We start from the raw sequence: 24865 nt of genomic DNA, 5'->3' as shown, positions 1-24865 counted from the left end.
GCGGGTTTTTCGTTCCGAGAACTGACAGCCTGATCTTCGGGCCCGCAGCTCAGTCGAGGAAATCGGCGCGGGGCGGCGTAAAGTTGTCGACCAGTCGTCCCGCCTCCAGTGCCTTGACGCCATGGACCAGGTTGGAAGGAACGATGAAGCTGCTTCCGGTTTCCAAGATCTCGGTCCTGCCGTCGATGGTGACCTCGAAGCGGCCTTCGGCGACGTAGCTCGCCTGGACATGCGGATGCGAATGCAGCGCGCCGACGCCGCCCTTGTCGAAGGCGAACTCGACCATCATCAGTTCGTCCGTGTGCAGGAGCACGCGCCTGCGGTTGCCATCCGGCGTCGGCGTCCACGCACCCTCGCCGGCATGCGAGAAGATCTTGGTTCCGGTCATCGCCAAACTCTCATCTTTTGTTGTTCATCGCGCCAGCCAGCCACCGTCCACCGGCATCACCGCGCCGTGCATATAGTTCGACGCCGGCGCCAGCAGGAAGACGGCTGCGTCGCCGATGTCTTCCGGCGCGCCCCAGCGCCCGGCCGGAATGCGCGCCAGGATCGAAGCGCTGCGGTCGGGATCGGCACGCAGCGCCTCGGTGTTGTTGGTCTCGATATAGCCTGGCGCAATGCCGTTGACGTTGATGCCCTTTGCCGCCCATTCGCAGGCGAGCAGTCGGGTGATGCCGAGCACGCCATGTTTGGAGGCGGTGTAGGAGGCGACGCGGATGCCACCCTGAAAACTCAGCACCGAAGCGATGTTGACGATCTTGCCACGCCGTCCCGGGTCGGCAAGCACGCGCCTGGCAAAACTCTGGCTGAGGAAGAACACCGTCTTGAGGTTGACGCCGATGACGTCGTCCCAGTCGGCTTCGGTCAAGTCGACCGCATCGGCACGCCGGATGATGCCGGCATTGTTGACCAGGCCGTCGAGCGGCCCCGTATCGTCCCAGACGCGGTCAAGCATCGCCTGGGCGGCGGCATCATCGCCAAGGTCGCAGCGGACCGCCTCGAAGCGTCCGCCGGCCGCCGCAATCTTCTCCGCCGTCTCGTCCATCGCCGAGCGACCGACGCCGACGACCGCGCCGCCGGCACGCGCGATCGACACGGCGATGCCCTGGCCGATGCCGGTATTGGCGCCGGTGACGAGGATACGCTTGCCGGCAAGGCTGAAGGCCGAGAGGTCGCTCACTTGAGCTCCTCCATCGCCACCAGGTCGACATCGGTATAGTCGACATTGTCGCCGGCCATCGCCCAGATGAAGGCGTAGTTCGAGGTGCCGGCGCCCGAATGGATCGACCATCCCGGCGACAGCACCGCCTCCTCGTTGCGCACGACGAGATGACGCGTTTCGTCCGGTTCGCCCATGAAGTGAAACACCCGCGCCGTCTCCGGCAGGTCGAAATAGAGATAGGCCTCCATGCGCCGGTCATGCACATGGCACGGCATGGTGTTCCAGACCGAACCGGGGGCAAGCTGGGTCATGCCGACGACCAGCTGACAGGTCTTCACGCCGTCGGCATGGATGAACTGAAAGATCGAGCGCTCGTTGGAGGTCGCCTGGCTGCCGAGATCGAGCCGCTTGGCATCGCCGATGCGGATCAGCCGGTTGGGATGGCTCTGATGCGCCGGCGCGCTTAGCAGGTAGAACTTAGCCGGCTCAGCCGGATTGGTCGCAGCGAACGACACCTCATCGGTGCCCATGCCTAGATAGAGCATGTCGCGCGCCTGCAGCTCGTAGGATTGGCCGCTGGCTTTCACGACGCCTGCACCGGCGATGTTGACGATGATCATCTCGCGGCGGTCGAGAAAATTCTTGGTCCCGGTTGGCTTGATCGCCTGCAGCGGCAGCGGCGCGCCGGCGGGCATGGCACCGCCGACGATCATGCGGTCGTAATGGGTGTAGGTCAGGCTGATACGGCCGGGCTGGAACAAGTCCTCGATCAGAAAATTGTGACGCAGTTCGTCCGTGCCCATCGCCGCGGCAGAAACAGGATCGATGGCAAAGCGCGAGGTGAAATCCGTATGATTGTCAGTGTGATTCATTGCTGTCCCATGGAGCTGCCTCAATTGCTTATTCAGTTGCCGCGGCCTTGACCGAGTCGGCATAAAACACCTGACGCGCGTGCAGGCGTTCGCGATAGCGCTGCTGGCTGGCACCGAGATGCGCGCGCATCGCCTCCCGTGCCGCCTCGGCATCGCCTGCCGAGATGGCATTAAGGATCATCAGGTGTTCGCGCTGCAGGCCGCGCTGGTAGGCGTCGGACTGCGCGAATTCGGTCGACCAGGGCGAGGTCACATCGCAAGGGATGGCGCGCCGGCCGAGCACATCGAGCATCTCGACATAGAACGGATTGTTGGTGGCGCTGGCGATTGCGCGGTGGAAGGCGAGGTCGGCCGGTCCCGTCGGCTCGCTGTTGAGGAGCAGCCGTTCGAACTCGAAGAAGGCTTCCTGGATCGCCGCTTCCTGTGCGGCGTTATGGCGGAGGGCGGCGAGCCCGGCGGATTCGATCTCGATCGCCAACCTGACTTCGAGCACGTTGAGGGCAATTGAATCCTTGCTGCCCATCTCCGCTGCCAGAGCCCCGAACGCTGTCGAGATATGCTCGGTGACAAAGACGCCGGCGCCTTGGCGCGGCTCGACCAGGCCGTCCGCGGCAAGCTTGGCCAGCGCCTCGCGTATCACGGTGCGGCTGACCCCGAAGGTTTCAGTCAACTGGCCCTCGGTCGGCAGCTTTTGCCCAGGCTGGATCTCGCCCGCCTGCAACTGCTTGCGGATCGCGGCGACGACGGTTTCCGAAAGCTTCGGTCTTCGTTCGACGCGGAGCCCGACTGCGGTGTCCGATGCCATGTCGCAACCCCTATTTGAAGACGCTCGGCAGCCATAGCGAAATGGCTGGAATGTAAGTGACGAGCGCCAGCACCACGAGGCCTGCGCCATAGAACGGCCAGATCGAGCGCATCGATTCCCAGACGGATATCTTGCCCACTGCGCACGCCACGAACTGCACTGCGCCCACCGGCGGCGTGTTCAGCCCGATGCCGAAATTGAGGATCATGATGACGCCGAAATGCACCGGATCGACGCCGTAGGCCTGCGCCACGGGCAGGAAGATCGGCGTGCAAATGATGATCGTCGGCCCCATGTCCATGAACGTGCCGAGGAACAGCATCAAGAGGTTGAGCAGCAGAAGCACGACCAGCGGATCGTCCGAGATCGCGTTCATGGAGGCTATCAGCGCTGCCGGTACTTTCAGGAAGGCCATCAGCCACGAGAATGCCGCCGCCATGCCGATGATAAGCAGCACCATGGCCGTGGTGCGCACGGCGCCATGGGTGGCATGAACGAACCCTTCCCAGGTCATCTGCCGGTAAACGAAGACGGTCACGAGCAGCGCATAGATGACGGCGATACAGGAACTCTCGGTGGCCGTGAAGACGCCCGATCGTACGCCGCCGAAGATGATCGCGATCAGCAGCAGGCCGGGCACCGCGACGGCGAAAAGATGCGCGACCGCGGTGAAGCCCGGAAACGGCTCGGTCGGATAGCCGCGGGAGCGCGCCACGAAATAAGCGGTGACCATCAGTGACAGGGCCAGCAGCAGGCCCGGGATGATGCCGGCCGTGAACAGATCGGCGATGGAGATCTTTCCGCCTGCCGAGATCGCGTAGATGATCATGTTGTGCGACGGCGGCAGCAGCAGCGCGATCAGCGCCGCCATCGACGTGACGTTGACGGCGTAGTCCGCTCCATATCCACGCGCCTTCATCTGCGGGATCATCAGGCCGCCCACCGCGGCTGCCTCCGCCACCGCGGAGCCCGAAATGCCGCCGAATAGTGTAGCGGTCGCGATGTTGACCTGCCCGAGGCCGCCGCGCAAATGGCCGACGAGCGAGCCGGCGAAGGCAACGATCTTGCTGGCGATGCCGCCGCGCACCATCAAGTCGCCGGCGTAGATGAAAAACGGAATGGCCAGCAGCGAAAAGACGCTCATGCCGGAATTCAGGCGCTGGAAGACGATCAGCGGCGGCAGGCCCATATAGAGGACGGTGGCCAGGCTTGCGACGCCGAGGCAGAAAGCGATCGGCGTGCCGATAAGCATCAGCAGGGTGAAGACGCCGAAGAGAATCCACAGTTCCATGGCGTCAGACCTTCACGTTGGCGGTGTCGAGTTCGGCTGCGACTTCGGCCGGCGGCAATTCATCGAGGGCATCGTCGATCGGCGCGCCGGAGAGGCGAAGCACGATGCGCTCCAGCGTGAAGAGCACGATGAGCGCGCCTCCCGCGACAAGCGGGACATAGTCCCAGCCCCCCGATATGCCGAGTGACGGCAAGACAGAGCCCCAGGTCAATGCGACCAGCTGGCTGCCATACCAGATCATGCCGATGCCGAAGGCGAGCGCGACGAGGTCCGAAATCATCCGCAGCCAGCGCTTGCCGCCTTTTGGCAGCACGTAGAGCAGGACGTCGAAGCCGAGATGATAGTTCTCGCGCACGCCGACGGCAGCGCCGAGGAAAATGAACCAGCTCATCAGCATCACCGAGCCCGGCTCGGTCCAGCTCGGCGAACGATTCAGAACATAGCGGCCGAACACTTGCCAGGCGACGAAGGCGGTCATCAGCACCAGCCCGATGCCGGCGATCGACAGCGCCGCCGTGCTGACGCGCGACATCACTTGCGCGACGCCGGACAGGAGCGGTCTTGGTTTTAGGCTGGAAGTCACCGGTTTTCTCCGCAAGAGGACGGCGGCGCGGGATGTCCGCGCCGCCGCTTGATCACTGCACGGCCTTGATGGCTTCGACCATGGCCTTCAGCTTGTCGTCCTTGACGTGCTTCTCGTAGACCGGGCCCATCGCGTCGATGAAGGGCTGCTTATCCGGCGTCGTGATCTGCGAACCGGCCGCCTCGACCTTGGCGCGCGATTCCTTGACCTTGGCGGTCCACAGCTCGCGCTGCTTGGCGACGCTCTCCTTGGCGGCCGCTTTGAAGATCGCCTGGTCTTCCGGCGTCAGCTTGTCCCAGCTCGACTTCGCCATGACGAAGGCTTCCGGCACCATCGTGTGCTCGTCGAGCGAATAGTATTTGGCGACTTCCGCGTGCTTGGCGGTGTCGTAGCTCGGAAAATTGTTCTCCGCACCGTCGATCACCCCGGTCTCGATCGCCGAATACACCTCGCCATACGGCATCGGCGTCGCGTTGGCGCCGAGTGCCGCCACCATATCGACGAAGATGTCGGACTGGATGACGCGGAACTTCATGCCGGCCATGTCGGCTACAGTGTTGATCGGCTTCTTCGAATTGTAGAAGGAGCGCGAGCCGCCATCGTAAAAGGCGAGCAGCACCAGCCCGACCTGGTCGAACGCCGCCGCGATCTGGTCGCCGATCGCCCCGTCCATGACCTTGTGCATATGGTCTTCCGAACGGAAGATGTAGGGCAGCGAGGGTACGGTGGTCTCCGGGATGAGCCCGTTGAACGGCGCCATCGAGACGCGGTTGAGATCGATCACGCCGGTGCGCACCTGCTCGATCGTGTCCTTTTCCTCGCCGAGTTGCGCGGAAGGATAGAGTTCGACCACATAGCGGCCGGCCGTGCGCTCTTTCACGAGCTCGCCGAAATATTTGACCGCCTCGACCGTCGGATAGCCGTCCGGGTGTGTGTCAGACGAGCGCAGGACCGTCTGGGCGCTTGCCGTTCCGGCCAGCAGTGCGGCGGCAAGTAGCGTAGCTCCCGCCCGTCTTGAAAAATGCAGCATTGGTTTCCTCCCGTTTGAACGATGGCGGCAAGCGCCGTTAGAGCCGGTACGCCTTTTTCGCGAGCGTATAGGCAAGTTCCTGCGCCAGCTCGTGCGCCTCGTCCTCGCCGAGCCGATGCTCGGCGACGAGACGCGCCAGATATGCGCAATCGACCCGGCGCGCCACATCATGGCGGGCCGGTATGGATGGAAAGGCGCGGGTGTCGTCGTTGAAACCGACGGTGTTGTAGAAACCGGCCGTTTCGGTGGTCATCTCGCGGAATCGGCGCATGCCTTCGGGGCTGTCGTGGAACCACCAGGCCGGCCCGAGCTTCAATGCCGGGTAGACACCGGCGAGCGGCGCCAGCTCGCGCGCATAGCTGGTCTCGTCGAGGGTGAAGAGAATGATGGTGAGATCGCGCACCAGCCCGACACAGTCGAGCAGCGGCTTCAACGCCGTCACATAATCGGTGCGGGTCGGGATATCGAAGCCTTTGTCCCTGCCGAACTTGTGAAAGACAGCCGGCGAATGATTGCGCCAGGAGCCGGGATGGATCTGCAGGACCAGCCCGTCGTCACGGCTCATCTTGGCCATCTCGGTCAGCATCTGGGCGCGAAACAGCTTTCGCTCGCGCTCGTCGTTCGAGCCCCGGCGGATGCGGTTGAACAGCTCCTCGGCGGCGGCATCCGAGAGATTGGCGGTTTCGGCCGTCGGATGGCCGTGATCGGAGGAAGTCGCGCCAAAGCTCTTGAAGAAGGCGCGCCGCTGGCGATGCGCATCGAGATAGCCGGCCCAATTGCCGGTGTCGCAGCCGGTGATCTCGCCAAGCCGGTCGAGATTGGCCGAAAAGCCTTCGAAGTCGGGATCGACGATCGCATCCGGCCGATAGGCGGTGACGACGCGGCCGTCCCAGCCGCTGTCGCGGATCATCTGGTGCCATCTGAGATCGTCGAGCGCGCCTTCGGTCGTCGCGATGACCTCAATGTTGAAGCGCTCGAACAGCGCTCGCGGGCGAAAATTCTCCCACTGCAGCAGCGTCGCGATCGTGTCGTAGTGGCGGTCGGCCGTCTTGGCATTCAGCGGCTCGTCGATGCCGAACAGATGGGCAAGCACATGGTCGAACCACAGCCGGGTCGGCGTGCCGCGGAACAGGTAATAATGCTCGGCGAAGCGCCGCCAGATCGTTCTGCCGTCGGTTTCCACCGGCGAACCGTCAAGTGTCGGCACGCCAAGCTCCTCAAGCCGAACGCCCTGGCTGAACAGCATGCGGAAAATGTAGTGGTCCGGTACGATCAGCAACTGCGCCGGATCGGGAAACGCCTCGTTGAGCGCATACCAGCGGGGATCGGTGTGGCCGTGCGGGCTGACGATCGGCAGGTCCTTGACCGCGGCGTAGAGATCGCGGGCCAGCGAAAGCGGGCGCGCCTCGGCGGCAAACAGCAAGTCCGGATCCGTCAATGCGGCCACGTAAATCCTCCCAATCCGGACATCGGTAGGGTTGGAAAGAAATAATGTCAACATACAAAAAATGGGTTGTTGTATGATGACTTTTCGTCGGCCATTGCCCATTGTGCGTGACGGCAACGGGTGTTACGCCGCCTGCCAACAGTGACCCAGCAACCTCGATCAGACACGCCGCGCAATGACCAATAGACGCCTTTCCAACAGCACGCTGAAGGCACTGCCGGCTTCGGTCGCGGTTCCCCGCTACGACCGCGGCGCTATTGCGCCAGGCATCGTCCATCTCGGCGTCGGCGCGTTCCACCGCGCCCACCAGGCGGCCTATGTCGACGACTGTCTGGCGGCTGGAGAGACAGGCTGGGGCATTGTCGGCGTGTCCTTGCGCAGTCCAGACACGCGCGACGCACTGGCGCCGCAGGATGGCCTCTACACACTGGCGATCAGGAGCAGCGTCGAAGAAGAGCTGCGCGTCGTCGGTTCGATCCTGTCGCTGCTGGTGGCGCCGGAAGATCCGGCTGCGGTGCTCGCCGCTCTGACCGATCCGCTCACCCGTATCGTCACGCTGACGATCACCGAAAAGGCCTATCTGAGGGCAGCCGGCGGCGGACTGGACAATACCCACCCCGACATCGTCCATGATCTGGCTAACCCGCAAATGCCACGAACGGCGCATGGTTTCCTGACGGAGGCGCTGTCGCGCCGCCGTGCCACCGGCATCCAGCCTTTCACCGTGCTCTGCTGCGACAACCTTCCGGCCAATGGCGCCACGCTGCACCGCCTGCTGGTCGAATTCGCCGCACTGCGCGATGCCAGGCTCGCCACTTCAGGCGATGCCAGGCTCGCCGCACACATCGCCGACGGCGTCGCCTTTCCGTCGAGCATGGTCGACCGCATCGTGCCGGCGACCACCGATGCCGACCGGGCGCGTATCGCCGTCGAGCTCGGCGTCGAGGATGCCTGGCCGGTGATGACCGAGCCGTTCTGCCAATGGGTGGTCGAGGACGACTTTCCGGCGGGCAGGCCGGCCTGGGAAAAGTTCGGCGTCACCATGGTCGGCGACGTCGGGCCGTTCGAGGACATGAAGCTGCGGCTGCTCAACGGCTCGCATTCGGCAATCGCCTATCTCGGCCTGCTCAGCGGCTACGACACGGTCGACCGCGCCTTTGCCGATCCGGCGATCCGGCAATTCGTCGACGGCTTGTGGGCCGAGGCGATCCCGACGCTGCCGCCGGACGCCGGGCTCGATACGGCCGGCTACACGGCCCAGCTCGCCGAACGTTACTCGAACACGGCGCTGGCCCATCGCACGGCGCAGATCGCCAATGACGGCAGCCAGAAACTGCCACAGCGCATCGTCGCCTCGGCCGTCGAGCGGCTGAGTGCCGGTGATCCCCCAGCCCATCTGATGCTGGTGGTGGCCGCCTGGATCGCCGCTTGCGAGGCGCGCGGCAAGACCTTGCCCGAAGCCCATTTCACCGACCCGATCGACACTCGGCTTACGGCGCTCGGCAGCCGGCCGGCTGATGAAGCTGTGACAGCGATGTTCGATCTCGCCGGCTTCGCCAGGGACCATTCCCAGCGCATGACACTGATTGATCTGACGACAGCCCATCTCGAGCGCCTGCGGCGGGGCGGGCCTGCCGCTGCCTTGGCGGCGCTTGGCATAGGGAGTGAGAAGCCATGAGACAGACTTGGCGCTGGTTCGGGCCCGACGACCCGGTGACGCTTGCCCATGTCCGTCAGGCCGGCGCCGTCGGCATCGTCAGCGCGCTGCATCACCTCAATGACGGCCGCGCCTGGCCGGCGGACGAGATCGCCAGGCGCAAGGCAGAGATCCAGGCAGCAGGCCTGACCTGGGACGTGGTCGAGAGCATCGTCGTCCACGAGGACATCAAGACCCGCAGTGGCGACTGGCGCACCCTGATCGACAATTATAAGGCCTCGATCCGCGCCGTCGCTGCCGCCGGCATCAACACCATCTGCTATAATTTCATGGCGATCACCGACTGGACGCGCACCGACCTCGACTATCCGATGCCGCATGGCGGCACGGCGCTGCGCTTCGATGTCGTCGAGCTCTGCGCCTATGACGTCTTCATCCTCGAGCGAAAACGGGCGGAGGCCGATCACCCGCCGGCCCGTGTCGAGGCGGCGCGTGTGCGGCTGCAAGGCATGAGCGAAAGCGACAAGGCGAGACTGGAGCTCAACCTGATCGGCTGGGTGCCGGCGCGCGAATTCATCTTCGATCGAGCGAGCTTCCGCCGCGCCCTCGATCTCTACAAGGACGTCTCTACCGAAGGACAGCGCGAAAACCTGTTTGCCTTCCTGCGCGAGATCGTGCCGGTTGCCGAAGAGGCCGGCGTCAGGATGGCGATCCACCCCGACGATCCGCCTTTTTCGTTGTTCGGCCTGCCGCGCATCGTTTCCAGGGCAGCCGATGCCCGCGCGCTGCTCGACGCCGTCGCTTCGCCGGCTAACGGACTGACACTGTGTACCGGCTCCTACGGCGCGAGCGCGCAGAACGATCTGCCGGCAATGGCGAAGGCTTTCGCCGAGAACATCCATTTCGCCCATCTGCGCAATGTCACCAAGGAGCCCGACGGCTCCTTCCACGAAGCCGAGCACCTCGACGGCGACACCGACATGGTGGCGGTCGTGTCGGCGCTGATCGGCGAGGAGCGGCGGCGCAAGGCGGCAGGCAGGGCGGACTGGCAGATTCCGATGCGTCCGGACCATGGCCATGCCATTGTCGACGACATCGGCAAGAAGGTGAACCCCGGCTATTCCTGCATCGGCCGCCTGAAGGGCCTCGCCGAACTGCGCGGCGTCATGCGCGCCGTGGAAGCGCTGACGGTGTGAGCTATTTGCCTGACGGATCCAATACTTGCCGGGAAGAATAGTCGACGCCTTTAGAATTCCAGAACAGCCGCACGGCCTTGCCGACCAGATTTTCACTGGGAATAAACCCGACGCTGAATCGGCTGTCGGAGGAATTGTCCCGATTGTCGCCAAGTGCAAAATAGTGGCCTGCGGGCACGATCCACGAGTTCGTGTTGTCCCCGATGGATGAATCTGTCAGGTTGAGAACGGTGTAGGACACGCCCTCTGGCAAAGTTTCACGTTGAAGTTTGACTGGATCGGGGAACTCTTCGGACGAAAAAGAGCCGATATCCTCGAGCCCCACCGCTACCTCGTTGATGTAAAGCATCCCGTCGATGATCTGGATCTTTTCGCCCGGAAAGCCGACGATCCGCTGGATGTAGTTCACGCTCGGATCGGGCGGGAACTTGAATGCCACCACATCTCCCCTTTTGGGTTCCGCGCCCAATAGGCGCCCGTCAAATGAGAGCACGTTGAAGGGCACGCTGTAGCGACTGTAGCCGTATGCGGATTTGGACACGAAGAGATAGTCGCCCTCCCGCAACGTCGGCGTCATGCTGCCAGACGAGATCGAAAACGATTGGAACACCAACGAGCGGATTACAAACGCAGCCACGATGGAGGCGTAAAACGCCAACACGAACACCGACACCCCTTGCGCATACCATTTGTCCGGCTTGAACCGATGCGCAAAGGGAACAACGAGCGTCGCCCACAGGATCATCAAGCCGATACCTGAAAAGTTGCCCGCCGCCGCAAGATCCATGCCCGGCACCACCGGAATTCCGATGTAGCAAAGCGCGATGCTGACAGCACTGATCACAAACAGGCTTATGACAGCCAGTTTGCCAGCGCCAATCCATAGAAATCCGCCAAACGGGCCGCCAAGGGCCGACACCAGGGCCGTCGACCATCTGGATCGCGAGACTGTTTCTTGTTGCACTGTTTGTTCTGTCATCGGCCCCCCACGCCAAGGCAGCCTGACTGTTCACCAAATAAAAAAGCGAGGCAAGCCTCGCTTTCTCGACGCCGAACTGATCCTTCGCGTTAAGCCGGCAGGATGGCGCCTTCAAGCGTGGTGAGCTGGTTAAGGAACTGCTCGGCCTTGCTGCGGGTCTGGTCGTCCTTGGCGTCGGCGGCGTCTTCCCTCGCCTCCTGGATGCGGCGGGCAAGCTCGGCGCGGTCGATGTCGCCGACGGCCACAGCCGATTCCGCCAGCAGCGTGCAGCCGGCCGGAACGATGTCGGCAAAGCCGCCGAACACCACGTAGCGTTCTTCCTTGCCGGAAGCGGTCTTCAACGTGACGACGCCCGGCTTGATCGTGGTCATGACCGGTGCGTGATGCGCCATCACGGTCATTTCGCCCTCGGCGCCTGGGATGACGACGGATTCGACCTGCTCGGAAACCAAGAGGCGCTCCGGCGAGACCAGTTCGAACTTGAAAGCTTCAGGCATGATCAATTTAGCGAATAGGGAATAGTGAGTAGCGAGTAGTGAAGAAACTCGTCCGGCTCATAGACCCCTATTCGCTACTCCCTATTCGCTATTCGCTTTGGCTTACGCCGCTTCAGCCGCCAGGCGCTGTGCCTTCTCGACCGCTTCCTCAATGCCGCCGACCATGTAGAAGGCGGCCTCCGGCAGGTGGTCATAATCGCCGTTGCAAAGGCCCTTGAAGCCCTTGATAGTGTCGGCGAGGTCGACCAACTTGCCCGGCGCGCCGGTGAACACTTCGGCGACGAAGAAGGGCTGCGACAGGAAGCGCTCGATCTTGCGGGCGCGGGCAACCGTCTGCTTGTCCTCTTCCGACAGCTCGTCCATGCCCAGGATGGCGATGATGTCCTGCAGCGACTTGTAACGCTGAAGGATCGACTGCACCTGGCGCGCGACCTGGTAGTGCTCCTCGCCGACAACCATCGGGTCGAGCATGCGCGAAGTCGAATCGAGCGGATCGACCGCCGGATAGATGCCCTTTTCCGAAATCGCGCGGTTGAGCACGGTCGTCGCGTCGAGGTGGGCGAATGAAGTCGCCGGTGCCGGGTCGGTCAAATCGTCGGCCGGCACATAGATCGCCTGCACCGAGGTGATCGAACCCTTGGTCGTCGTGGTGATACGCTCCTGCAGCGCGCCCATGTCGGTGGCCAGCGTCGGCTGGTAGCCCACGGCCGAAGGAATGCGGCCGAGCAGCGCCGACACTTCCGAGCCCGCCTGCGTGAAGCGGAAGATGTTGTCGACGAAGAACAGCACGTCCTGGCCCTGGTCGCGGAAATATTCGGCAACCGTCAGCCCGGTCAGGCCGACGCGGGCACGTGCGCCCGGCGGCTCGTTCATCTGGCCATAGACGAGCGCCGCCTTGGAGCCTTCGCCGCCGCCCTTCTTGTTGACGCCAGACTCGATGAACTCGTGATAGAGGTCGTTGCCTTCACGGGTGCGCTCGCCGACGCCGGCGAACACCGAGAAGCCGCCATGCGCCTTGGCGACGTTGTTGATCAGTTCCTGGATCAGCACCGTCTTGCCGACGCCGGCGCCGCCGAACAGGCCGATCTTGCCGCCGCGGGCATAGGGTGCCAGCAGGTCGAGAACCTTGATGCCGGTGACCAGGATCTGCGCTTCCGTCGACTGCTCGACATAGGTCGGCGCCGGCTGGTGGATCGAGCGCATCTCGATGCCGTCGACCGGGCCTGCCTCGTCGACCGGCTCGCCGATGACGTTGATGATGCGACCGAGCATGCCAGGGCCGACCGGCACGGTGATCGGCGCGCCGGTGTCATAGACGTCCTGGCCGCGAACCAGACCTTCGGTCGAGTCCATGGCGATGCAGCGTACGGTGTTTTCGCCGAGATGCTGGGCCACTTCGAGCACCAGGCGATTGCCGACATTGATCGTCTCAATCGCGTTCAGGATCGCCGGCAGATGTTCGCCGAACTGCACGTCGACAACGGCGCCGATGACCTGGCGAACCTTGCCTGCCAGGCCGGTTTTCTTGATGGTAACGGCTGGCGTATTCACAGCGGCGGCCTTGGTTGCTGCCGCCTTCTTGGCCGGAGCGGCCTTTGCTGCTGCCGGAGCCTTCGCTGGTGCCGCGGCCTTAGGGGCTGTCGTCTTCGGGGTCGCTGCTTTCGCCATCGTCTTTTACCCTTTCGTCTCTCTGTTTCTCACACGCTCGCGGTCGATGACCGTCTTGGGAGCGTGCCTAGAGCGCCTCGGCGCCCGAAATGATCTCGATCAATTCCTTGGTGATCTGCGCCTGCCGCTGGCGGTTGTAGGTGATCGACAATTTGTTGATCATGTCGCCGGCATTGCGCGTCGCATTGTCCATGGCGCTCATCTTGGCGCCCATCTCGCCGGCAGCATTCTCGAGCAGCGCGCGAAAAACCTGCACGGAGATGTTGCGCGGGATGAGATCGGAGAGGATTTCGCCCGGCTCCGGCTCGTATTCGTAGACGGCGCTGCCGCCATCCTTCACTTCCGCGGCAGCCGAAACCACGCCCGCCGGGATAATTTGCTGCGCCGTTGGGGTCTGGCTGATCACCGACTTGAACTGCGAATAGAACAGCGTGCAGATGTCGAAGCCGCCTTCGTTGAACAGATGGATCACCTTCTTGGCGATGGCATCGGCATTGACGAAGCCCAGCGTCTTGACCTCGCGCAGATCGACACGCTCGATGATCAGCGCCCCGTAGTCGCGGCGCAATATGTCGAACCCCTTCTTGCCGACGCAGATGATCTTGACCTGCTTGCCGTCGGCCAGAAGCTTGCGGATGTGGTCACGGGCAAAGCGGGCGATCTGCGAATTGAAGCCACCGCACAGGCCGCGTTCGGCCGTGCAGACGACAAGCAGATGCACGTCGTCCTTGCCGGTGCCGGTCATCAGCGCCGGGGCATCGCCGCCACCGCCGATCGCCTGGGTGATGTTGGCCAGCACCGCGCCCATGCGCTCCGAATAGGGACGCGCCGCTTCAGCCGCTTCCTGCGCGCGGCGCAGCTTCGCCGCGGCGACCATCTGCATCGCCTTGGTGATCTTCTGCGTCGCCTTGACCGAGGCGATACGGTTACGAAGGTCTTTTAACGAAGGCATGCTTCAAACCTGATCCCGTCCGGCCCACTCAAGCAAAGGTCTTGGCGAAGGCGTCGATCTCTGCCTTCAGCCTGGCGCGCAGATCGTCGGACAGCGCCTTCTCCTTGCGGATGCCGTCGAGCACGTCCTTGCCGGCCGAGCGCATGTGCGACAACAGCCCCTGCTCGAACTTGCCGACCTGGTTGATCGCCAGCTTGTCGAGATAGCCGTTGACGCCGGCGAAGATCACCGCGACCTGCTCCTCGACCTTGAGCGGCGAGAATTGCGGCTGCTTCAAAAGCTCGGTCAGGCGCGAGCCGCGATTGAGCAGGCGCTGCGTGGCGGCGTCGAGATCGGAGCCGAACTGCGCGAAAGCAGCCATTTCGCGGTACTGCGCGAGCTCGCCCTTGATCGACCCGGCAACCTGCTTCATCGCCTTGATCTGCGCCGAAGAGCCGACGCGCGACACCGACAGACCGACATTGACCGCAGGACGGACGCCCTGGAAGAACAGATTGGTTTCCAGGAAGATCTGGCCGTCGGTGATCGAGATGACGTTGGTCGGGATATAGGCCGACACGTCGTTGGCCTGCGTCTCGATGATCGGCAGCGCCGTCAGCGACCCGCCGCCATTGTCGTCGTTGAGCTTGGCGGCGCGCTCGAGCAGGCGCGAGTGCAGGTAGAAAACGTCGCCCGGATAGGCCTCGCGGCCCGGAGGACGGCGCAGCAGCAGCGACATCTGGCGATAGGCGACGGCCTGCTTCGACAGATCGTCATAGCTGATCAGCGCGTGCATGCCGTTGTCGCGGAAATATTCGCCCATGGTGCAGGCGGTGAACGGCGCCAGGAACTGCATCGGCGCCGGATCAGACGCGGTCGCAGCGATGATGATCGAATAGTCGAGCGCGCCGCGCTCTTCCAGCACCTTGACGAACTGCGCCACGGTCGAGCGCTTCTGGCCGACGGCGACATAGACGCAGTACAGCTTTTCCTTCTCCGGGCCGTTGTCGTGCACCGATTTCTGGTTGAGCATGGTGTCGAGGATGATCGCGGTCTTGCCGGTCTGGCGGTCGCCGATGACCAGCTCGCGCTGGCCGCGGCCGACCGGGATCAGCGCGTCGATGGCCTTGAGGCCGGTCGACATCGGCTCGTTCACCGATTTGCGCGGGATGATGCCGGGCGCCTTGACGTCGACGCGCTTGCGTTCGGTGGCCTGGATCGGGCCCTTGCCGTCGATCGGGTTGCCGAGCGCATCGACGACGCGGCCGAGCAGGCCCATGCCGACAGGCGCATCGACGATGGCGCCGGTGCGCTTGACGGTATCGCCTTCCTTGATGTCACGGTCGGCGCCGAAGATAACGACGCCGACATTGTCGGCTTCGAGGTTGAGCGCCATGCCGCGGATGCCGCCGGGGAACTCGACCATCTCGCCGGCCTGGACATTGTCGAGGCCATAGACGCGGGCGATGCCGTCACCGACGGACAGCACCTGGCCGACTTCGGAGACCTCGGCCTCCTTGCCGAAATTCTTGATCTGGTCTTTCAGAATTGCGGAAATTTCCGCGGCGCGGATGTCCATCAGCCGACCTCTTTCAGTGCAAGCTTGAGCGAATTGAGTTTGGTTTTGAGCGACGTATCGATCTGGCGCGAGCCGATCCTGACCACCAGCCCGCCGAGCAGCGACGGATCGACGGTGACGGTGATCGCCACATCCTTGCCGGCGACGCTTTTCAGCGCCGCTTTCAGCTCGGTTTCCTGGGCAGGCGTCAGCGCATGCGCCGAGGTGACCTCGGCGGCGGTCTCGCCGCGGTGTTCGGCGGCGATCTGGCGGAACGCCTTGATCATTCCTGGCACGGCGAAAAGCCGGCGATTCTGGGCAACGACGCGCAGGAAATTGCCAGTGAGGCCGGTGATCCCCGCTCTGTCGGCGATCGCGGCGATCGCCTTGGCCTGGTCTTCGCTGGAGAAAACCGGGCTCCTGATCAGCCGCGAAAGGTCAGCGCTGCCTTCGAGCATCGCTTCGAAACTGTTGAGGTCGGTCTCGACGCTGGCCACCGAATTGGCCTGCAGCGCGAGTTCGAACAGCGAACCCGCATAGCGTTCTGCGACACCTGAGATTGGCGATGACGATTGGGCCACGGACCGTCTTTTCTCTTGTCTGACAGGCCGCAGATTGTTGGCGCGAGCAAAAACTCTGGCTAAATCTTTGACCTTACTGCATTTTTCCAAGCACGGAGGCGCGGCTTCCGCTATCCCCGGTCGAAAGTCGATTGCCGTCTAGCACAGGCATTTTCAGACCGCAATGCGTCGTCCGGCATGGTTTTCAGGCACTATTGTCGCATCCGCTGGCCGAGTTCAGCAACCAACCCCGGATTGATCCCTGATTCAGGGCAAAAAGCCGAAGGCGAAGGCCAGCGGCAGCGCCGCCAGCACCAGCTCGACGACGATGGATGCCCAGTTGAACGGCGTGTTGGCGCCGTCCGACATCATCGACAGCAGCCGGCCGAAGGCGGTGAATAGCCAGGAGAAGCCGAGCGCCATATAGAGCAGCGGCTGCGCCAAGAGGATGCAGCACAGGCTGACGCCGAGATAGAAGCCCGACATCCGGCCGCGCCCCTCGGCGATCGCCGCTGCCTTCTCCGGTCTGACCTGCAGCCGCAGGATGCGGAACGCCAGCTGTGGAGCCAGGAATAGCAACAGGCCGAGCAATAGAGTCGCGACCGCGCTCGACCATGCCAGCCACTCGCCCTGGCTCATCGGCCATGGAAACGCAAATTCCATCCTTGTCCCCTCGTAAATGGATATTCAAAATTTCGGGCATTCTAGCGAAGCAACTGACATGCGCCAGATGGGCCGTCGGCAATTTGCAGGGCGCGTCAGCTCAACGCGAGCGCGACCGTTGTCTCGACCGGGCTAACAGGACGTTAAACAATGGGCTGTTTTTTTCTGCACAATTCCTATATTGTGACTACATGAGACCACAAGGGGTTCCGCGCATGAAGACGATGCAACTGCGAGAGGCAAAGGCCAGCCTTTCCGCGCTCGTGGAGGCCGCTGAGAACGGTGAGCCCACGGTTATCACCAAGCACGGCAAGCCCGCAGTCATGGTGGTGCCAATCGGTGAGGGACGGAAACTTTATCCGCAGAACAGCCAAAAAGACTTCGTGGATTTCCTGCTTCGGTATCCAGGTGGCATCGAGCTTGAGCGAAACGAATCGCCGTCGCGGGAAGTGGAGTTTTGACCGGCTATCTGCTTGATACGTCTTTTCTCTCGGCATTTGCACCTGGTCGGCCTCTGCTTCCGTCACACGTGCAGAACTGGGTTGCCGTACAAGGAGAACGCGGCTCTTGGCAGCTCTCGTCGATCGTCATCTTGGAGGTGGAACGAGGAATCGCGAAACTGAAGCGGGCGGGCGGGCATATGAAGGCGGAGCGCATCAATGAGTGGTTCGAAAGGTTGCTTCTAGAGTTCAACCAGCGCATCCTTCCCATCGATTTAGCAATCGCGCGAGAAGCAGGAAAACTGGAAGACGCCACTATCGCCAGAGGCGCCAATCCGGGTCTGGCGGACATTCTGATCGCAGCTACCGCCCGTTTGCACGGCCTGTCAGTTTTGACGGCCAACACCCGGCATTTTGCGATTCTCGATGTGCCTTACCTGAACCCATTCACCGAACGCGTCTCGAAAGGGTAATTCGACACCTTACAAAAAGCTTTGCGGGTCGATATCGACCTGGACCCGCACCGAGGCCCTTATCTTCGGTCCCTCGGCCAGCATGGTGCGGATGAACCCTTGCATGTCGGCGCGCCGCTCGCCCTGGATCAGCAGGCGAAAGCGATGGCGCCCGCCGATCAATGACAGCGGCGCCTCGGCCGGGCCGAGCACGAACAGGTCGGTGGCTTGCGGCGCGGCACGGCGCAGGCCGCGGGCGTGCCCTTCGGCTTCCGCCCGGGTCGCGGCGCTGACGATGACGCCGGCGAGCCGGCCGAAGGGCGGCAGCCCAGCCCGCTCGCGTTCGGCGATCTCGCGCTCGTAGAAGGCCTCGGCATCGCCGGAGACGATCGCCCGCATCACCGGGTGGTCGGGTTGGAAGGTCTGCAGCAGGCCAAGGCTCTTCTTGCCGGTGCGGCCGGCGCGGCCGGTCACCTGGCTGAGCAGTTGGAAGGTGCGCTCGGCGGCGCGTGGGTCGCCATTGGCCAGGCCGAGATCGGCATCGACGACACCGACGAGCGTCATGTTGGGGAAATTGTGGCCCTTGGCGACGAGTTGCGTGCCGATGACGATGTCGGCCTCGCCATTGGCGATGGCTTCGAGCTCGAGCCGCAGCCGCCGCACGCCGCCCATCAGGTCGGACGACAGTACGATGGTGCGGGCATCGGGGAAATGCGCGACGACCTCCTCGGCGATGCGCTCTACACCCGGCCCGCAGGCGACCAGATGATCGAGCGTGCCGCATTCCGGGCAGGCCTCGGGCCGGCGTTCATTGTGCCCGCAATGGTGGCAGACGAGCTGACCGCGAAAGCGGTGCTCGACCAGCCAGGCCGAGCAGACCGGACAGCCGAAGCGGTGGCCGCAGACCCGGCAGAGCGTCAGCGGCGCATAGCCGCGCCGGTTGAGAAACAGCAGCGACTGTTCCTTTCTTTCCAGCGTCTGCCGTATATGGCCGAGCAGTACAGGCGACAGGAAGCCGCCGCGTGCAGGCGGCGCACGGCGCATGTCGATCGTCTTGAGATCGGGAAGTGCCGCCTCGGCAAAGCGCGCCGAAAGCACCGCCCTGCTGTAGCGGCCGTGGCTGGCATTGACCCGGCTTTCGACCGACGGTGTCGCCGAGGCGAGCACGACCGGAAACCCGCCGATATGGCCGCGCACCACGGCCATGTCGCGCGCGTTGTAAAAGACGCGATCCTCCTGCTTGTAGGCGGGGTCGTGCTCTTCGTCGACGACGATCAGCCCAAGCTCTCTGAACGGCAGGAACAGCGCCGAGCGCGCGCCTGCGACCACCCGCACGCCGCCTTCCGCCACCTGCCGCCAGACCTTTTCGCGCATTCTTGGCGGCAGGTCCGAGTGCCACTCAGCCGGCTTGGCGCCGAACCGCTCCTGAAAGCGCTCGAGGAAGGCGTGGGTCAGCGCGATTTCCGGCAGCAGGATCAACACTTGCGTGCCGCGATCGAGCGCGGCCGCAACCGCCTCGAAATAGACCTCCGTCTTGCCGGATCCGGTTACACCGTCGAGCAGGGTGACGCCGAATATGCCGGCCGCGACATTGGCGCGCAGCATCTCGGCGGCATCGCTCTGGTCGGGCATCAGTGCCGGCACGGCGTAGCCGGGATCGGGTGCTGCGACCACCGGCCGCGGCGGGATCATCACCGTCTCGAATACCCCCTGCGCCCTCAGCCCGTCCACCACCGTCGACGACACGCCTGCCGCATGCGCCAGGCCCGACCGCGTCCAGGCGAGCCCACCTTCGGCCGTTTCCAGCACGCGCGTCCTCGCCTCCGTCATCCGGTCGGGCTTGGCGAAGGTGCGCTGCAGCCCTTCGATCCACGGCTCCGGATCGAACGCCTCCGGCGCCCTGAGCAGCATGCGCGCCACCATGCCGGGCGGCGACAGCGTGTACTGCGCCACCCAATCGACAAAACGCCGCATCGCGCGGTCGATCGGCGGGCAGTCGAAAACCTGCTCGATCGGCCGCAATTTCTTCGCGTCGACCTTTTCGACGGCGCCGTCCCAGACGATGCCGGCGACCTGGCGGGGCCCAAGCGGAACGCGCACGATCGAGCCCGGCACCACGCGCATGCCAGCCGGCACGGCATAGGTGTAGGGGCGCTCGGCGGGCATCGGCACCAGCACCGGTGCGGCCGCGACAAAGGGCGAATCTTCGATCATGAGGCGTGACCTTGCCCCGACTTTGGTCTAGATCAAAGTCCGACCCCAAATGTGCATGACGTGCACATGAAAAATCTTCAGGAGACCGCCATGAAATTTTTTGTCGACACCGCCGATGTCAAGGAAATCCGCGAGCTGAACGATTTGGGGCTGCTCGACGGCGTAACCACCAATCCGTCGCTGATCCTGAAATCCGGCGGCAAGATCGCCGACGTCACAAGAGAGATCTGCGAGATCGTCAAGGGCCCAGTCTCGGCCGAAGTCGTCGCCACCGAATACAAGGACATGATGGCGGAGGCCAAGATCCTGGCCAGGATCGCCGACAATGTCTGCATCAAGGTGCCGCTGACGCTCGACGGCCTGAGAGCCTGCAAGGACATCCGGTCGGACGGCCGCATGGTCAACGTCACGCTGTGCTTCTCGGCCACCCAGGCGCTGCTCGCCGCCAAGGCCGGCGCCTCCTTCATCTCGCCCTTCGTCGGCCGCATCGACGATAGCGGCTGGGACGGCATGGAGCTGATTGCCGATATCCGCACCATCTACGACAATTATGACTTCCAGACTGAAATCCTGACCGCTTCGGTGCGTACCGTGAACCATGTCAAGCAGGCGGCGCTGATCGGTGCCGATGTCATCACCGCGCCGCCGGCGACGCTCAAGGCGCTGGTCAAGCACCCGCTGACCGACAAGGGCCTGGAACTGTTCCTCGCCGACTGGGCAAAGACCGGGCAGAAGATCGGCTGAAGCGACTATCCTACGAACAAAAAAAGCCGAGCAATCGGCCTTTTTTGCAGATTGCGCACTCTGGAAAGACCTAGCTTGCCGCCGGCTTGCCGTGCTTGATCAGATCCTGGGCAATCGACAGCCGCAGCACATCTGCCAGCTCGCGCGCCGCACGGTTCTCGGCGTCGATCTGGGCCCGGTATGACGCGAATTCCTGGCGCGGCCTGTCGTATGACGACGGAATCGAGCGCTTGCCCCTCGCTATGACCGTGCCCGTCTTGGCATCGCTGAGCACATAGTTGGCAGTCAGCGTTACAGTGCCGGCGGTCGGCTCGTCTTCGTCGGTCGTGACCTGCTCGATTGCCGCCGATTCGACGAGTTCGGAGACGCCGAGATCAAGCGAATAGACCGGCGAAGCCGGCTCGCCGGCGCCCTGGCCGAGCGCGAAGATCAAATTGTTGCGGACCTGCTGGGCGTAGCGGGTCTTGACCGGCTTGACCGAGATCGATGCCAGTTCGGCAGCAGCGCCGACCTGCGAGCCGGCGATCAGCGGCGCGCTCGAATAGAGCGGCCGCACCGTGCAGGCGGAAACCAGCGCCACCGAGGCGAGCAGCCCGCAAAGCACAACGCGGCGCAGCGTCAACTCTGTCTTTCGCGGATCAGGCAACGACATTGACGATCCTCTGCGGCACTATGATCACCTTGCGCGGCGCCTTACCTTCGAGCGCTTTCTGCACGAAGTCGAGAGCCAGAACCGCCTTTTCGACCGCACCTTGATCCGCGTCACGGGCAATTGTCAAATCGCCGCGTTTCTTGCCGTTGACCTGGACCGGCAGCACGATCTCGGCGTCGACGACAAGCGAGCGATCGTAATCCGGCCAGGGCCGTTCGGCGACAAGGTCGGTGCCGCCGAGCGTCTGCCAGCACTCCTCGGCCAGATGCGGCATGACCGGCGCGATCAGGTGCACCAGGATCTCGACGGCCTCACGGCAGGCCGCTTGCAGCGCCGGACCGGCCCTGCCCTCTGCCGCCTCGTTGAGCGGTACGGTCAAGGCATTGGCGAGCTCGTAGATGCGGGCGATGGCGCGGTTGAAGGCGAGCTTTTCGATATCCTCGCCGACCGACTTCAAGATCTTGTGCGCGGCCTTGGACACTGTCCCGGCCTCGCCGTCCTTCGCCGCCTCTGGCCGGACTCCGGCGAGCGATTCGGCAGCCGTCGACACCAGGCGCCAGATGCGCTGGATGAAGCGATGCGCGCCGGCCGCACCCTCGTCGGTCCATTCGACATCGCGCTCGGGCGGCGAGTCCGACAGCATGAACCAGCGCGCCGTATCGGCGCCGTAGCCGTCGGTGATCTCTTCCGGACTCACCGTATTCTTCTTCGACTTCGACATTTTTTCGAGCGGACCGATCACCGCCTCTTCGCCGGTGGCGATTTCGAAGGCGCGGCGCTTGCCGTCGGCGTCTTCCAGCCTGACCTCGCTAGGCGCAAGCCAGCGGCCGTTCGAGGCGCCGCCAACCCGATAGGTCTCGTGCACCACCATGCCTTGCGTGAACAGGCCCCTGAACGGCTCGGCGAGATCGACATGGCCGGTCTCGCGCATGGCGCGGGTGAAAAAGCGCGAATAGAGCAAATGCAGGATCGCATGCTCAATGCCGCCAATATACTGGTCGACCGGCAGCCATTCAGTCGCGGCCTTGGGATCGGTCGGATCGTTTGCCCACGGCGCGGTGAAGCGAGCGAAATACCAAGAAGAATCGACAAATGTGTCCATCGTGTCGGTTTCGCGCCGCGCATCCTTGCCGCAACGCGGGCATTTGACGTGCCGCCATGTCGGATGGCGATCGAGCGGATTGCCCGGCCGGTCGAACTCGATGTCGTCCGGCAGCTTGACCGGCAGGTCGGCCTTCGGCACCGGCACCACGCCGCAATCCTCGCAATGGATCATCGGGATCGGGCAGCCCCAATAGCGCTGGCGCGAAATGCCCCAGTCGCGCAGGCGGAAATTCACCTTGCGCTCGGCCATCGGCCGGTTGCCGATGGTCCTTTGTTCCAGCAGCTTCGCCACCTCGTCGAATGCCTGATCCGGCTTCATGCCGTCGAGGAAGCGCGAATTGATCATCGCGCCATCATCGACATAAGCCTCGTCGATGACCTGGAAGCTTCCTTGATTCTCGCCTTCCGGCATCACCACCGGAATGACCGGAAGGCCGTATCTGTTGGCGAAGTCGAGGTCGCGCTGGTCATGTGCCGGGCAGCCGAAGATGGCGCCGGTGCCATAGTCCATCAGCACGAAATTGGCGACGTAGACGGGCAGCGTCCACCTCTCGTCGAACGGATGGACGACGCGGATGCCGGTATCGAAGCCCTTCTTCTCGGCCGTCTCCAGGGCCGCCACCGACGTGCCCATGTGGCGGACCTCGTCGATGAACTTTGCCAGCGCCGGATTGTCTTCGGCCGCCTTTTTGGCCAGCGGATGGTCGGCCGCAATCGCCATGAAGGAGGCGCCGAAGATGGTGTCGGGCCTTGTCGTATAGACTTCGAGCTCATGCTCGCCGGCGACTGGCTTGGCCAGCGGCCAGCGGATCAGCAGGCCTTCAGAACGGCCGATCCAGTTCGCCTGCATCAGCTTCACTTTTTCCGGCCAGTCGTCGAGCTGGTCGAGCGAATCCAGCAGATCCTGCGCATAGTCGGTGATCTTGAAGAACCATTGCGTCAGCTCGCGCTGTTCCACCAGCGCGCCCGAGCGCCAGCCGCGCCCGTCGATGACCTGCTCGTTGGCAAGCACCGTCATGTCCTCCGGATCCCAGTTGACCTTGGAGGATTTGCGCGTCACCAGGCCCTTCTCGACGAAATCGAGGAACAGCATCTGCTGGCGGTGGTAATAATCGACATCGCAGGTAGCGAACTCGCGTGCCCAATCGAGCGACAGGCCCATGACCTTGAGTTGCTCGCGCATGGCAGCGATGTTCTGATAGGTCCAGTCCTTGGGATGGACCTTGTTCTGCATTGCTGCGTTTTCGGCTGGCATGCCAAAGGCGTCCCAGCCCATCGGGTGCAGCACGTTGAAACCCTTGGCCCGCTTGTAGCGCGCCACCACGTCGCCCATCGTATAGTTGCGGGTATGGCCGATATGGATGCGCCCCGATGGATAGGGGAACATCTCCAGCACGTAGTATTTCGGGCGCGGGTCATCGTTGTCGGCTTCGAACAGCTTCTTGGCGTCCCAGGCCTTCTGCCATTTGAGCTCTGACGCGCGCGGATTGTATCGTTCGGTTGCCATCGGGTGTTTTTCACTTAAAAGCATGCGCGAGCCGCCGGACAATGCCCGGGCGGCTCAGGAAATGTCGTCGCGGTGTTCACCATGGATTACCGGACCCGTCAACTGCGGCGATCCGGCGAAAAGCCAAACACAGGCAGGATATAGGCATGGCGAGCGCCGTCGAACAGCTTTTCACCGTCAAGGCAAGGATCGCCACTGCCGAGCGCGAGGCCGGACGCGAGGCCGGGGCGGTGACGCTGGTTGCGGTCTCGAAAACCTTCGATGCCACCGATATCCGTCCGGTTATCGAGGCCGGCCAGCGCGTCTTCGGCGAGAACCGCGTCCAGGAGGCGCAAGCCAAGTGGCCGGCGCTGAAGGAAGCTTTCCCCGACATCGAGCTGCACCTGATCGGGCCGTTGCAATCGAACAAGGCAAAGGAAGCGGTGGCGCTGTTCGACGTCATCGAAACCGTCGACCGTGAAAAGATCGCCGCCGAACTCGGCAAGGAAATCGCCAGGCAGGGCAGGACGCCAAGGCTCTACGTCCAGGTCAACACCGGCTCGGAGCCGCAAAAGGCCGGCATCGAGCCGCGCGAGGCCGTCGCCTTCGTGGCCCGCTGCCGCTCGGTTCACGCCCTCGCCATCGAAGGGCTGATGTGCATTCCGCCGGCGGACGAGAACCCCGGTCCGCATTTCGCGCTGCTAGAAAAGCTTGGGCTTGAGGCCGGCGTTGACAAGCTCTCTATGGGCATGTCCGGCGACTACGAAACGGCGATCGCCTTCGGCGCGACAAGTGTCAGGGTTGGATCGGCGATTTTCGGCGCCAGATGAGGCGCAGCCGGCCTTAGGCCACAGGCTGACGCTGACTATGCCAG

At 63.5% G+C, this 24865-nt stretch carries 24 protein-coding genes; 6 read left to right on the top strand and 18 right to left on the bottom strand.

Annotated elements, in window-relative coordinates:
- Nucleotides 1-49: 49 nt before the first annotated feature.
- The 8 genes from NKJ93_RS06405 to uxaC form a co-directional block, all read right to left on the bottom strand.
- Entirely contained in the window at nt 50-388 is a 339-nt protein-coding gene (locus NKJ93_RS06405) for a cupin domain-containing protein (RefSeq protein ID WP_023719692.1), read from the bottom strand.
- Between the two features lie 24 nt (nt 389-412).
- Nucleotides 413-1180 carry a 2-dehydro-3-deoxy-D-gluconate 5-dehydrogenase KduD gene (gene kduD / locus NKJ93_RS06400; RefSeq protein ID WP_352480961.1) on the bottom strand — a complete coding sequence of 256 codons (768 nt, stop codon included), beginning with the start codon at nt 1178-1180 and terminating at the stop codon, nt 413-415.
- Nucleotides 1177-2034, bottom strand: a complete 858-nt coding sequence (gene kduI, locus NKJ93_RS06395) for a 5-dehydro-4-deoxy-D-glucuronate isomerase (protein WP_023719694.1) — start codon at nt 2032-2034, stop codon at nt 1177-1179. The genes kduD and kduI overlap by 4 nt, the downstream gene beginning before the upstream one ends.
- 28 nt (nt 2035-2062) lie before the next feature.
- On the bottom strand, nt 2063-2839 hold the full coding sequence (locus tag NKJ93_RS06390; RefSeq protein ID WP_023719695.1) for a FadR/GntR family transcriptional regulator: 777 nt from the start codon (nt 2837-2839) through the stop codon (nt 2063-2065).
- 10 nt (nt 2840-2849) lie between these two features.
- Complete coding sequence (locus NKJ93_RS06385) at nt 2850-4130, bottom strand: TRAP transporter large permease (RefSeq protein WP_023719696.1); 1281 nt, start codon at nt 4128-4130, stop codon at nt 2850-2852.
- Between the two features lie 4 nt (nt 4131-4134).
- A complete protein-coding gene (locus NKJ93_RS06380) occupies nt 4135-4662 on the bottom strand; it encodes a TRAP transporter small permease (protein ID WP_023719697.1) in 528 nt (175 codons plus the stop codon).
- A 103-nt stretch (nt 4663-4765) separates the two neighbouring features.
- The gene (locus NKJ93_RS06375; RefSeq protein WP_023719698.1) at nt 4766-5743 is read right to left on the bottom strand and encodes a TRAP transporter substrate-binding protein; all 978 of its coding nucleotides are present in this window, start codon (nt 5741-5743) and stop codon (nt 4766-4768) included.
- Nucleotides 5744-5780: 37 nt separating this feature from the next.
- A complete protein-coding gene (uxaC, locus tag NKJ93_RS06370) occupies nt 5781-7190 on the bottom strand; it encodes a glucuronate isomerase (protein ID WP_352588195.1) in 1410 nt (469 codons plus the stop codon).
- A 175-nt stretch (nt 7191-7365) separates the two neighbouring features.
- Between uxaC and NKJ93_RS06365 the strand changes: the two genes are divergently transcribed.
- Nucleotides 7366-8868, top strand: a complete 1503-nt coding sequence (locus NKJ93_RS06365; RefSeq protein ID WP_023719700.1) for a mannitol dehydrogenase family protein — start codon at nt 7366-7368, stop codon at nt 8866-8868.
- Nucleotides 8865-10043, top strand: coding sequence for a mannonate dehydratase (gene uxuA / locus NKJ93_RS06360; protein WP_352588192.1), 1179 nt, complete (start codon nt 8865-8867; stop codon nt 10041-10043). Before NKJ93_RS06365 ends, uxuA begins: the two co-directional genes overlap by 4 nt.
- Before the next feature lies 1 nt (nt 10044).
- On the opposite strand, the gene lepB is transcribed toward uxuA, so the two are convergent.
- The 7 genes from lepB to NKJ93_RS06325 form a co-directional block, all read right to left on the bottom strand.
- Nucleotides 10045-11022, bottom strand: a complete 978-nt coding sequence (gene lepB / locus NKJ93_RS06355; RefSeq protein ID WP_502895829.1) for a signal peptidase I — start codon at nt 11020-11022, stop codon at nt 10045-10047.
- Nucleotides 11023-11111: 89 nt separating this feature from the next.
- Entirely contained in the window at nt 11112-11519 is a 408-nt protein-coding gene (locus NKJ93_RS06350) for a F0F1 ATP synthase subunit epsilon (RefSeq protein WP_023719703.1), read from the bottom strand.
- A 102-nt stretch (nt 11520-11621) separates the two neighbouring features.
- The gene (gene atpD / locus NKJ93_RS06345; RefSeq protein WP_352588189.1) at nt 11622-13187 is read right to left on the bottom strand and encodes a F0F1 ATP synthase subunit beta; all 1566 of its coding nucleotides are present in this window, start codon (nt 13185-13187) and stop codon (nt 11622-11624) included.
- Between the two features lie 67 nt (nt 13188-13254).
- Nucleotides 13255-14139: a F0F1 ATP synthase subunit gamma gene (locus NKJ93_RS06340; RefSeq protein ID WP_352588186.1), complete on the bottom strand. Its 885-nt coding sequence runs from the start codon at nt 14137-14139 to the stop codon at nt 13255-13257.
- A 28-nt stretch (nt 14140-14167) separates the two neighbouring features.
- Nucleotides 14168-15697: a F0F1 ATP synthase subunit alpha gene (gene atpA / locus NKJ93_RS06335; RefSeq protein WP_023719706.1), complete on the bottom strand. Its 1530-nt coding sequence runs from the start codon at nt 15695-15697 to the stop codon at nt 14168-14170.
- A complete protein-coding gene (locus NKJ93_RS06330) occupies nt 15697-16257 on the bottom strand; it encodes a F0F1 ATP synthase subunit delta (protein ID WP_023719707.1) in 561 nt (186 codons plus the stop codon). The genes atpA and NKJ93_RS06330 overlap by 1 nt, the downstream gene beginning before the upstream one ends.
- A gap of 246 nt (nt 16258-16503) precedes the next feature.
- A complete protein-coding gene (locus tag NKJ93_RS06325; protein WP_023719708.1) occupies nt 16504-16899 on the bottom strand; it encodes an AGROH133_08824 family phage infection protein in 396 nt (131 codons plus the stop codon).
- Nucleotides 16900-17114: 215 nt separating this feature from the next.
- On the opposite strand from NKJ93_RS06325, the gene NKJ93_RS06320 reads away from it, so the two are divergent.
- Nucleotides 17115-17360, top strand: coding sequence for a type II toxin-antitoxin system Phd/YefM family antitoxin (locus NKJ93_RS06320; protein ID WP_023719709.1), 246 nt, complete (start codon nt 17115-17117; stop codon nt 17358-17360).
- Nucleotides 17357-17812 carry a type II toxin-antitoxin system VapC family toxin gene (locus tag NKJ93_RS06315; RefSeq protein WP_023719710.1) on the top strand — a complete coding sequence of 152 codons (456 nt, stop codon included), beginning with the start codon at nt 17357-17359 and terminating at the stop codon, nt 17810-17812. The genes NKJ93_RS06320 and NKJ93_RS06315 overlap by 4 nt, the downstream gene beginning before the upstream one ends.
- A gap of 9 nt (nt 17813-17821) precedes the next feature.
- Here NKJ93_RS06315 and NKJ93_RS06310 read toward each other — a convergent pair whose 3' ends face one another.
- Nucleotides 17822-20005, bottom strand: a complete 2184-nt coding sequence (locus NKJ93_RS06310) for a primosomal protein N' (protein WP_352588183.1) — start codon at nt 20003-20005, stop codon at nt 17822-17824.
- A 90-nt stretch (nt 20006-20095) separates the two neighbouring features.
- Here NKJ93_RS06310 and fsa point away from each other — a divergent pair, with 90 nt between their 5' ends.
- Nucleotides 20096-20749, top strand: coding sequence for a fructose-6-phosphate aldolase (gene fsa / locus NKJ93_RS06305; RefSeq protein WP_023678103.1), 654 nt, complete (start codon nt 20096-20098; stop codon nt 20747-20749).
- Between the two features lie 70 nt (nt 20750-20819).
- Here the strand turns inward: fsa and NKJ93_RS06300 are convergent, their stop codons facing one another.
- Both NKJ93_RS06300 and leuS read right to left on the bottom strand, forming a co-directional pair.
- Nucleotides 20820-21401, bottom strand: a complete 582-nt coding sequence (locus tag NKJ93_RS06300; protein WP_023678104.1) for an LPS assembly lipoprotein LptE — start codon at nt 21399-21401, stop codon at nt 20820-20822.
- Nucleotides 21388-24012 (bottom strand): leucine--tRNA ligase, encoded by a 2625-nt coding sequence (gene leuS / locus NKJ93_RS06295; RefSeq protein ID WP_352588180.1) that lies wholly within the window; start codon nt 24010-24012, stop codon nt 21388-21390. The genes NKJ93_RS06300 and leuS overlap by 14 nt, the downstream gene beginning before the upstream one ends.
- Nucleotides 24013-24158: 146 nt before the next feature.
- Here leuS and NKJ93_RS06290 point away from each other — a divergent pair, with 146 nt between their 5' ends.
- Nucleotides 24159-24821, top strand: a complete 663-nt coding sequence (locus NKJ93_RS06290; protein WP_023719715.1) for a YggS family pyridoxal phosphate-dependent enzyme — start codon at nt 24159-24161, stop codon at nt 24819-24821.
- Nucleotides 24822-24865: the final 44 nt, after the last annotated feature.

This window comes from Mesorhizobium sp. M0028 (assembly GCF_040323855.1).
GTDB lineage: Bacteria > Pseudomonadota > Alphaproteobacteria > Rhizobiales > Rhizobiaceae > Mesorhizobium.
The sequence above is the reverse complement of the archived record's forward strand: the minus strand, read 5'-3'. Positions and strand labels throughout refer to the sequence as shown.

Bases quoted from the DNA above. Each gene is read 5' to 3' on its own strand.
- NKJ93_RS06405 (WP_023719692.1), bottom strand. From the start codon at position 388: ATGACCGGAACCAAGATCTTCTCGCATGCCGGCGAGGGTGCGTGGACG.
- kduI (WP_023719694.1), bottom strand. From the start codon at position 2,034: ATGAATCACACTGACAATCATACGGATTTCACCTCGCGCTTTGCCATC.
- NKJ93_RS06390 (WP_023719695.1), bottom strand. From the start codon at position 2,839: ATGGCATCGGACACCGCAGTCGGGCTCCGCGTCGAACGAAGACCGAAG.
- NKJ93_RS06385 (WP_023719696.1), bottom strand. From the start codon at position 4,130: ATGGAACTGTGGATTCTCTTCGGCGTCTTCACCCTGCTGATGCTTATC.
- NKJ93_RS06380 (WP_023719697.1), bottom strand. From the start codon at position 4,662: ATGTCGCGCGTCAGCACGGCGGCGCTGTCGATCGCCGGCATCGGGCTG.
- NKJ93_RS06375 (WP_023719698.1), bottom strand. From the start codon at position 5,743: ATGCTGCATTTTTCAAGACGGGCGGGAGCTACGCTACTTGCCGCCGCA.
- NKJ93_RS06365 (WP_023719700.1), top strand. From the start codon at position 7,366: ATGACCAATAGACGCCTTTCCAACAGCACGCTGAAGGCACTGCCGGCT.
- uxuA (WP_352588192.1), top strand. From the start codon at position 8,865: ATGAGACAGACTTGGCGCTGGTTCGGGCCCGACGACCCGGTGACGCTT.
- lepB (WP_502895829.1), bottom strand. From the start codon at position 11,022: ATGACAGAACAAACAGTGCAACAAGAAACAGTCTCGCGATCCAGATGG.
- NKJ93_RS06350 (WP_023719703.1), bottom strand. From the start codon at position 11,519: ATGCCTGAAGCTTTCAAGTTCGAACTGGTCTCGCCGGAGCGCCTCTTG.
- atpD (WP_352588189.1), bottom strand. From the start codon at position 13,187: ATGGCGAAAGCAGCGACCCCGAAGACGACAGCCCCTAAGGCCGCGGCA.
- NKJ93_RS06340 (WP_352588186.1), bottom strand. From the start codon at position 14,139: ATGCCTTCGTTAAAAGACCTTCGTAACCGTATCGCCTCGGTCAAGGCG.
- atpA (WP_023719706.1), bottom strand. From the start codon at position 15,697: ATGGACATCCGCGCCGCGGAAATTTCCGCAATTCTGAAAGACCAGATC.
- NKJ93_RS06325 (WP_023719708.1), bottom strand. From the start codon at position 16,899: ATGGAATTTGCGTTTCCATGGCCGATGAGCCAGGGCGAGTGGCTGGCA.
- NKJ93_RS06320 (WP_023719709.1), top strand. From the start codon at position 17,115: ATGAAGACGATGCAACTGCGAGAGGCAAAGGCCAGCCTTTCCGCGCTC.
- NKJ93_RS06310 (WP_352588183.1), bottom strand. From the start codon at position 20,005: ATGATCGAAGATTCGCCCTTTGTCGCGGCCGCACCGGTGCTGGTGCCG.
- fsa (WP_023678103.1), top strand. From the start codon at position 20,096: ATGAAATTTTTTGTCGACACCGCCGATGTCAAGGAAATCCGCGAGCTG.
- NKJ93_RS06300 (WP_023678104.1), bottom strand. From the start codon at position 21,401: ATGTCGTTGCCTGATCCGCGAAAGACAGAGTTGACGCTGCGCCGCGTT.
- leuS (WP_352588180.1), bottom strand. From the start codon at position 24,012: ATGGCAACCGAACGATACAATCCGCGCGCGTCAGAGCTCAAATGGCAG.
- NKJ93_RS06290 (WP_023719715.1), top strand. From the start codon at position 24,159: ATGGCGAGCGCCGTCGAACAGCTTTTCACCGTCAAGGCAAGGATCGCC.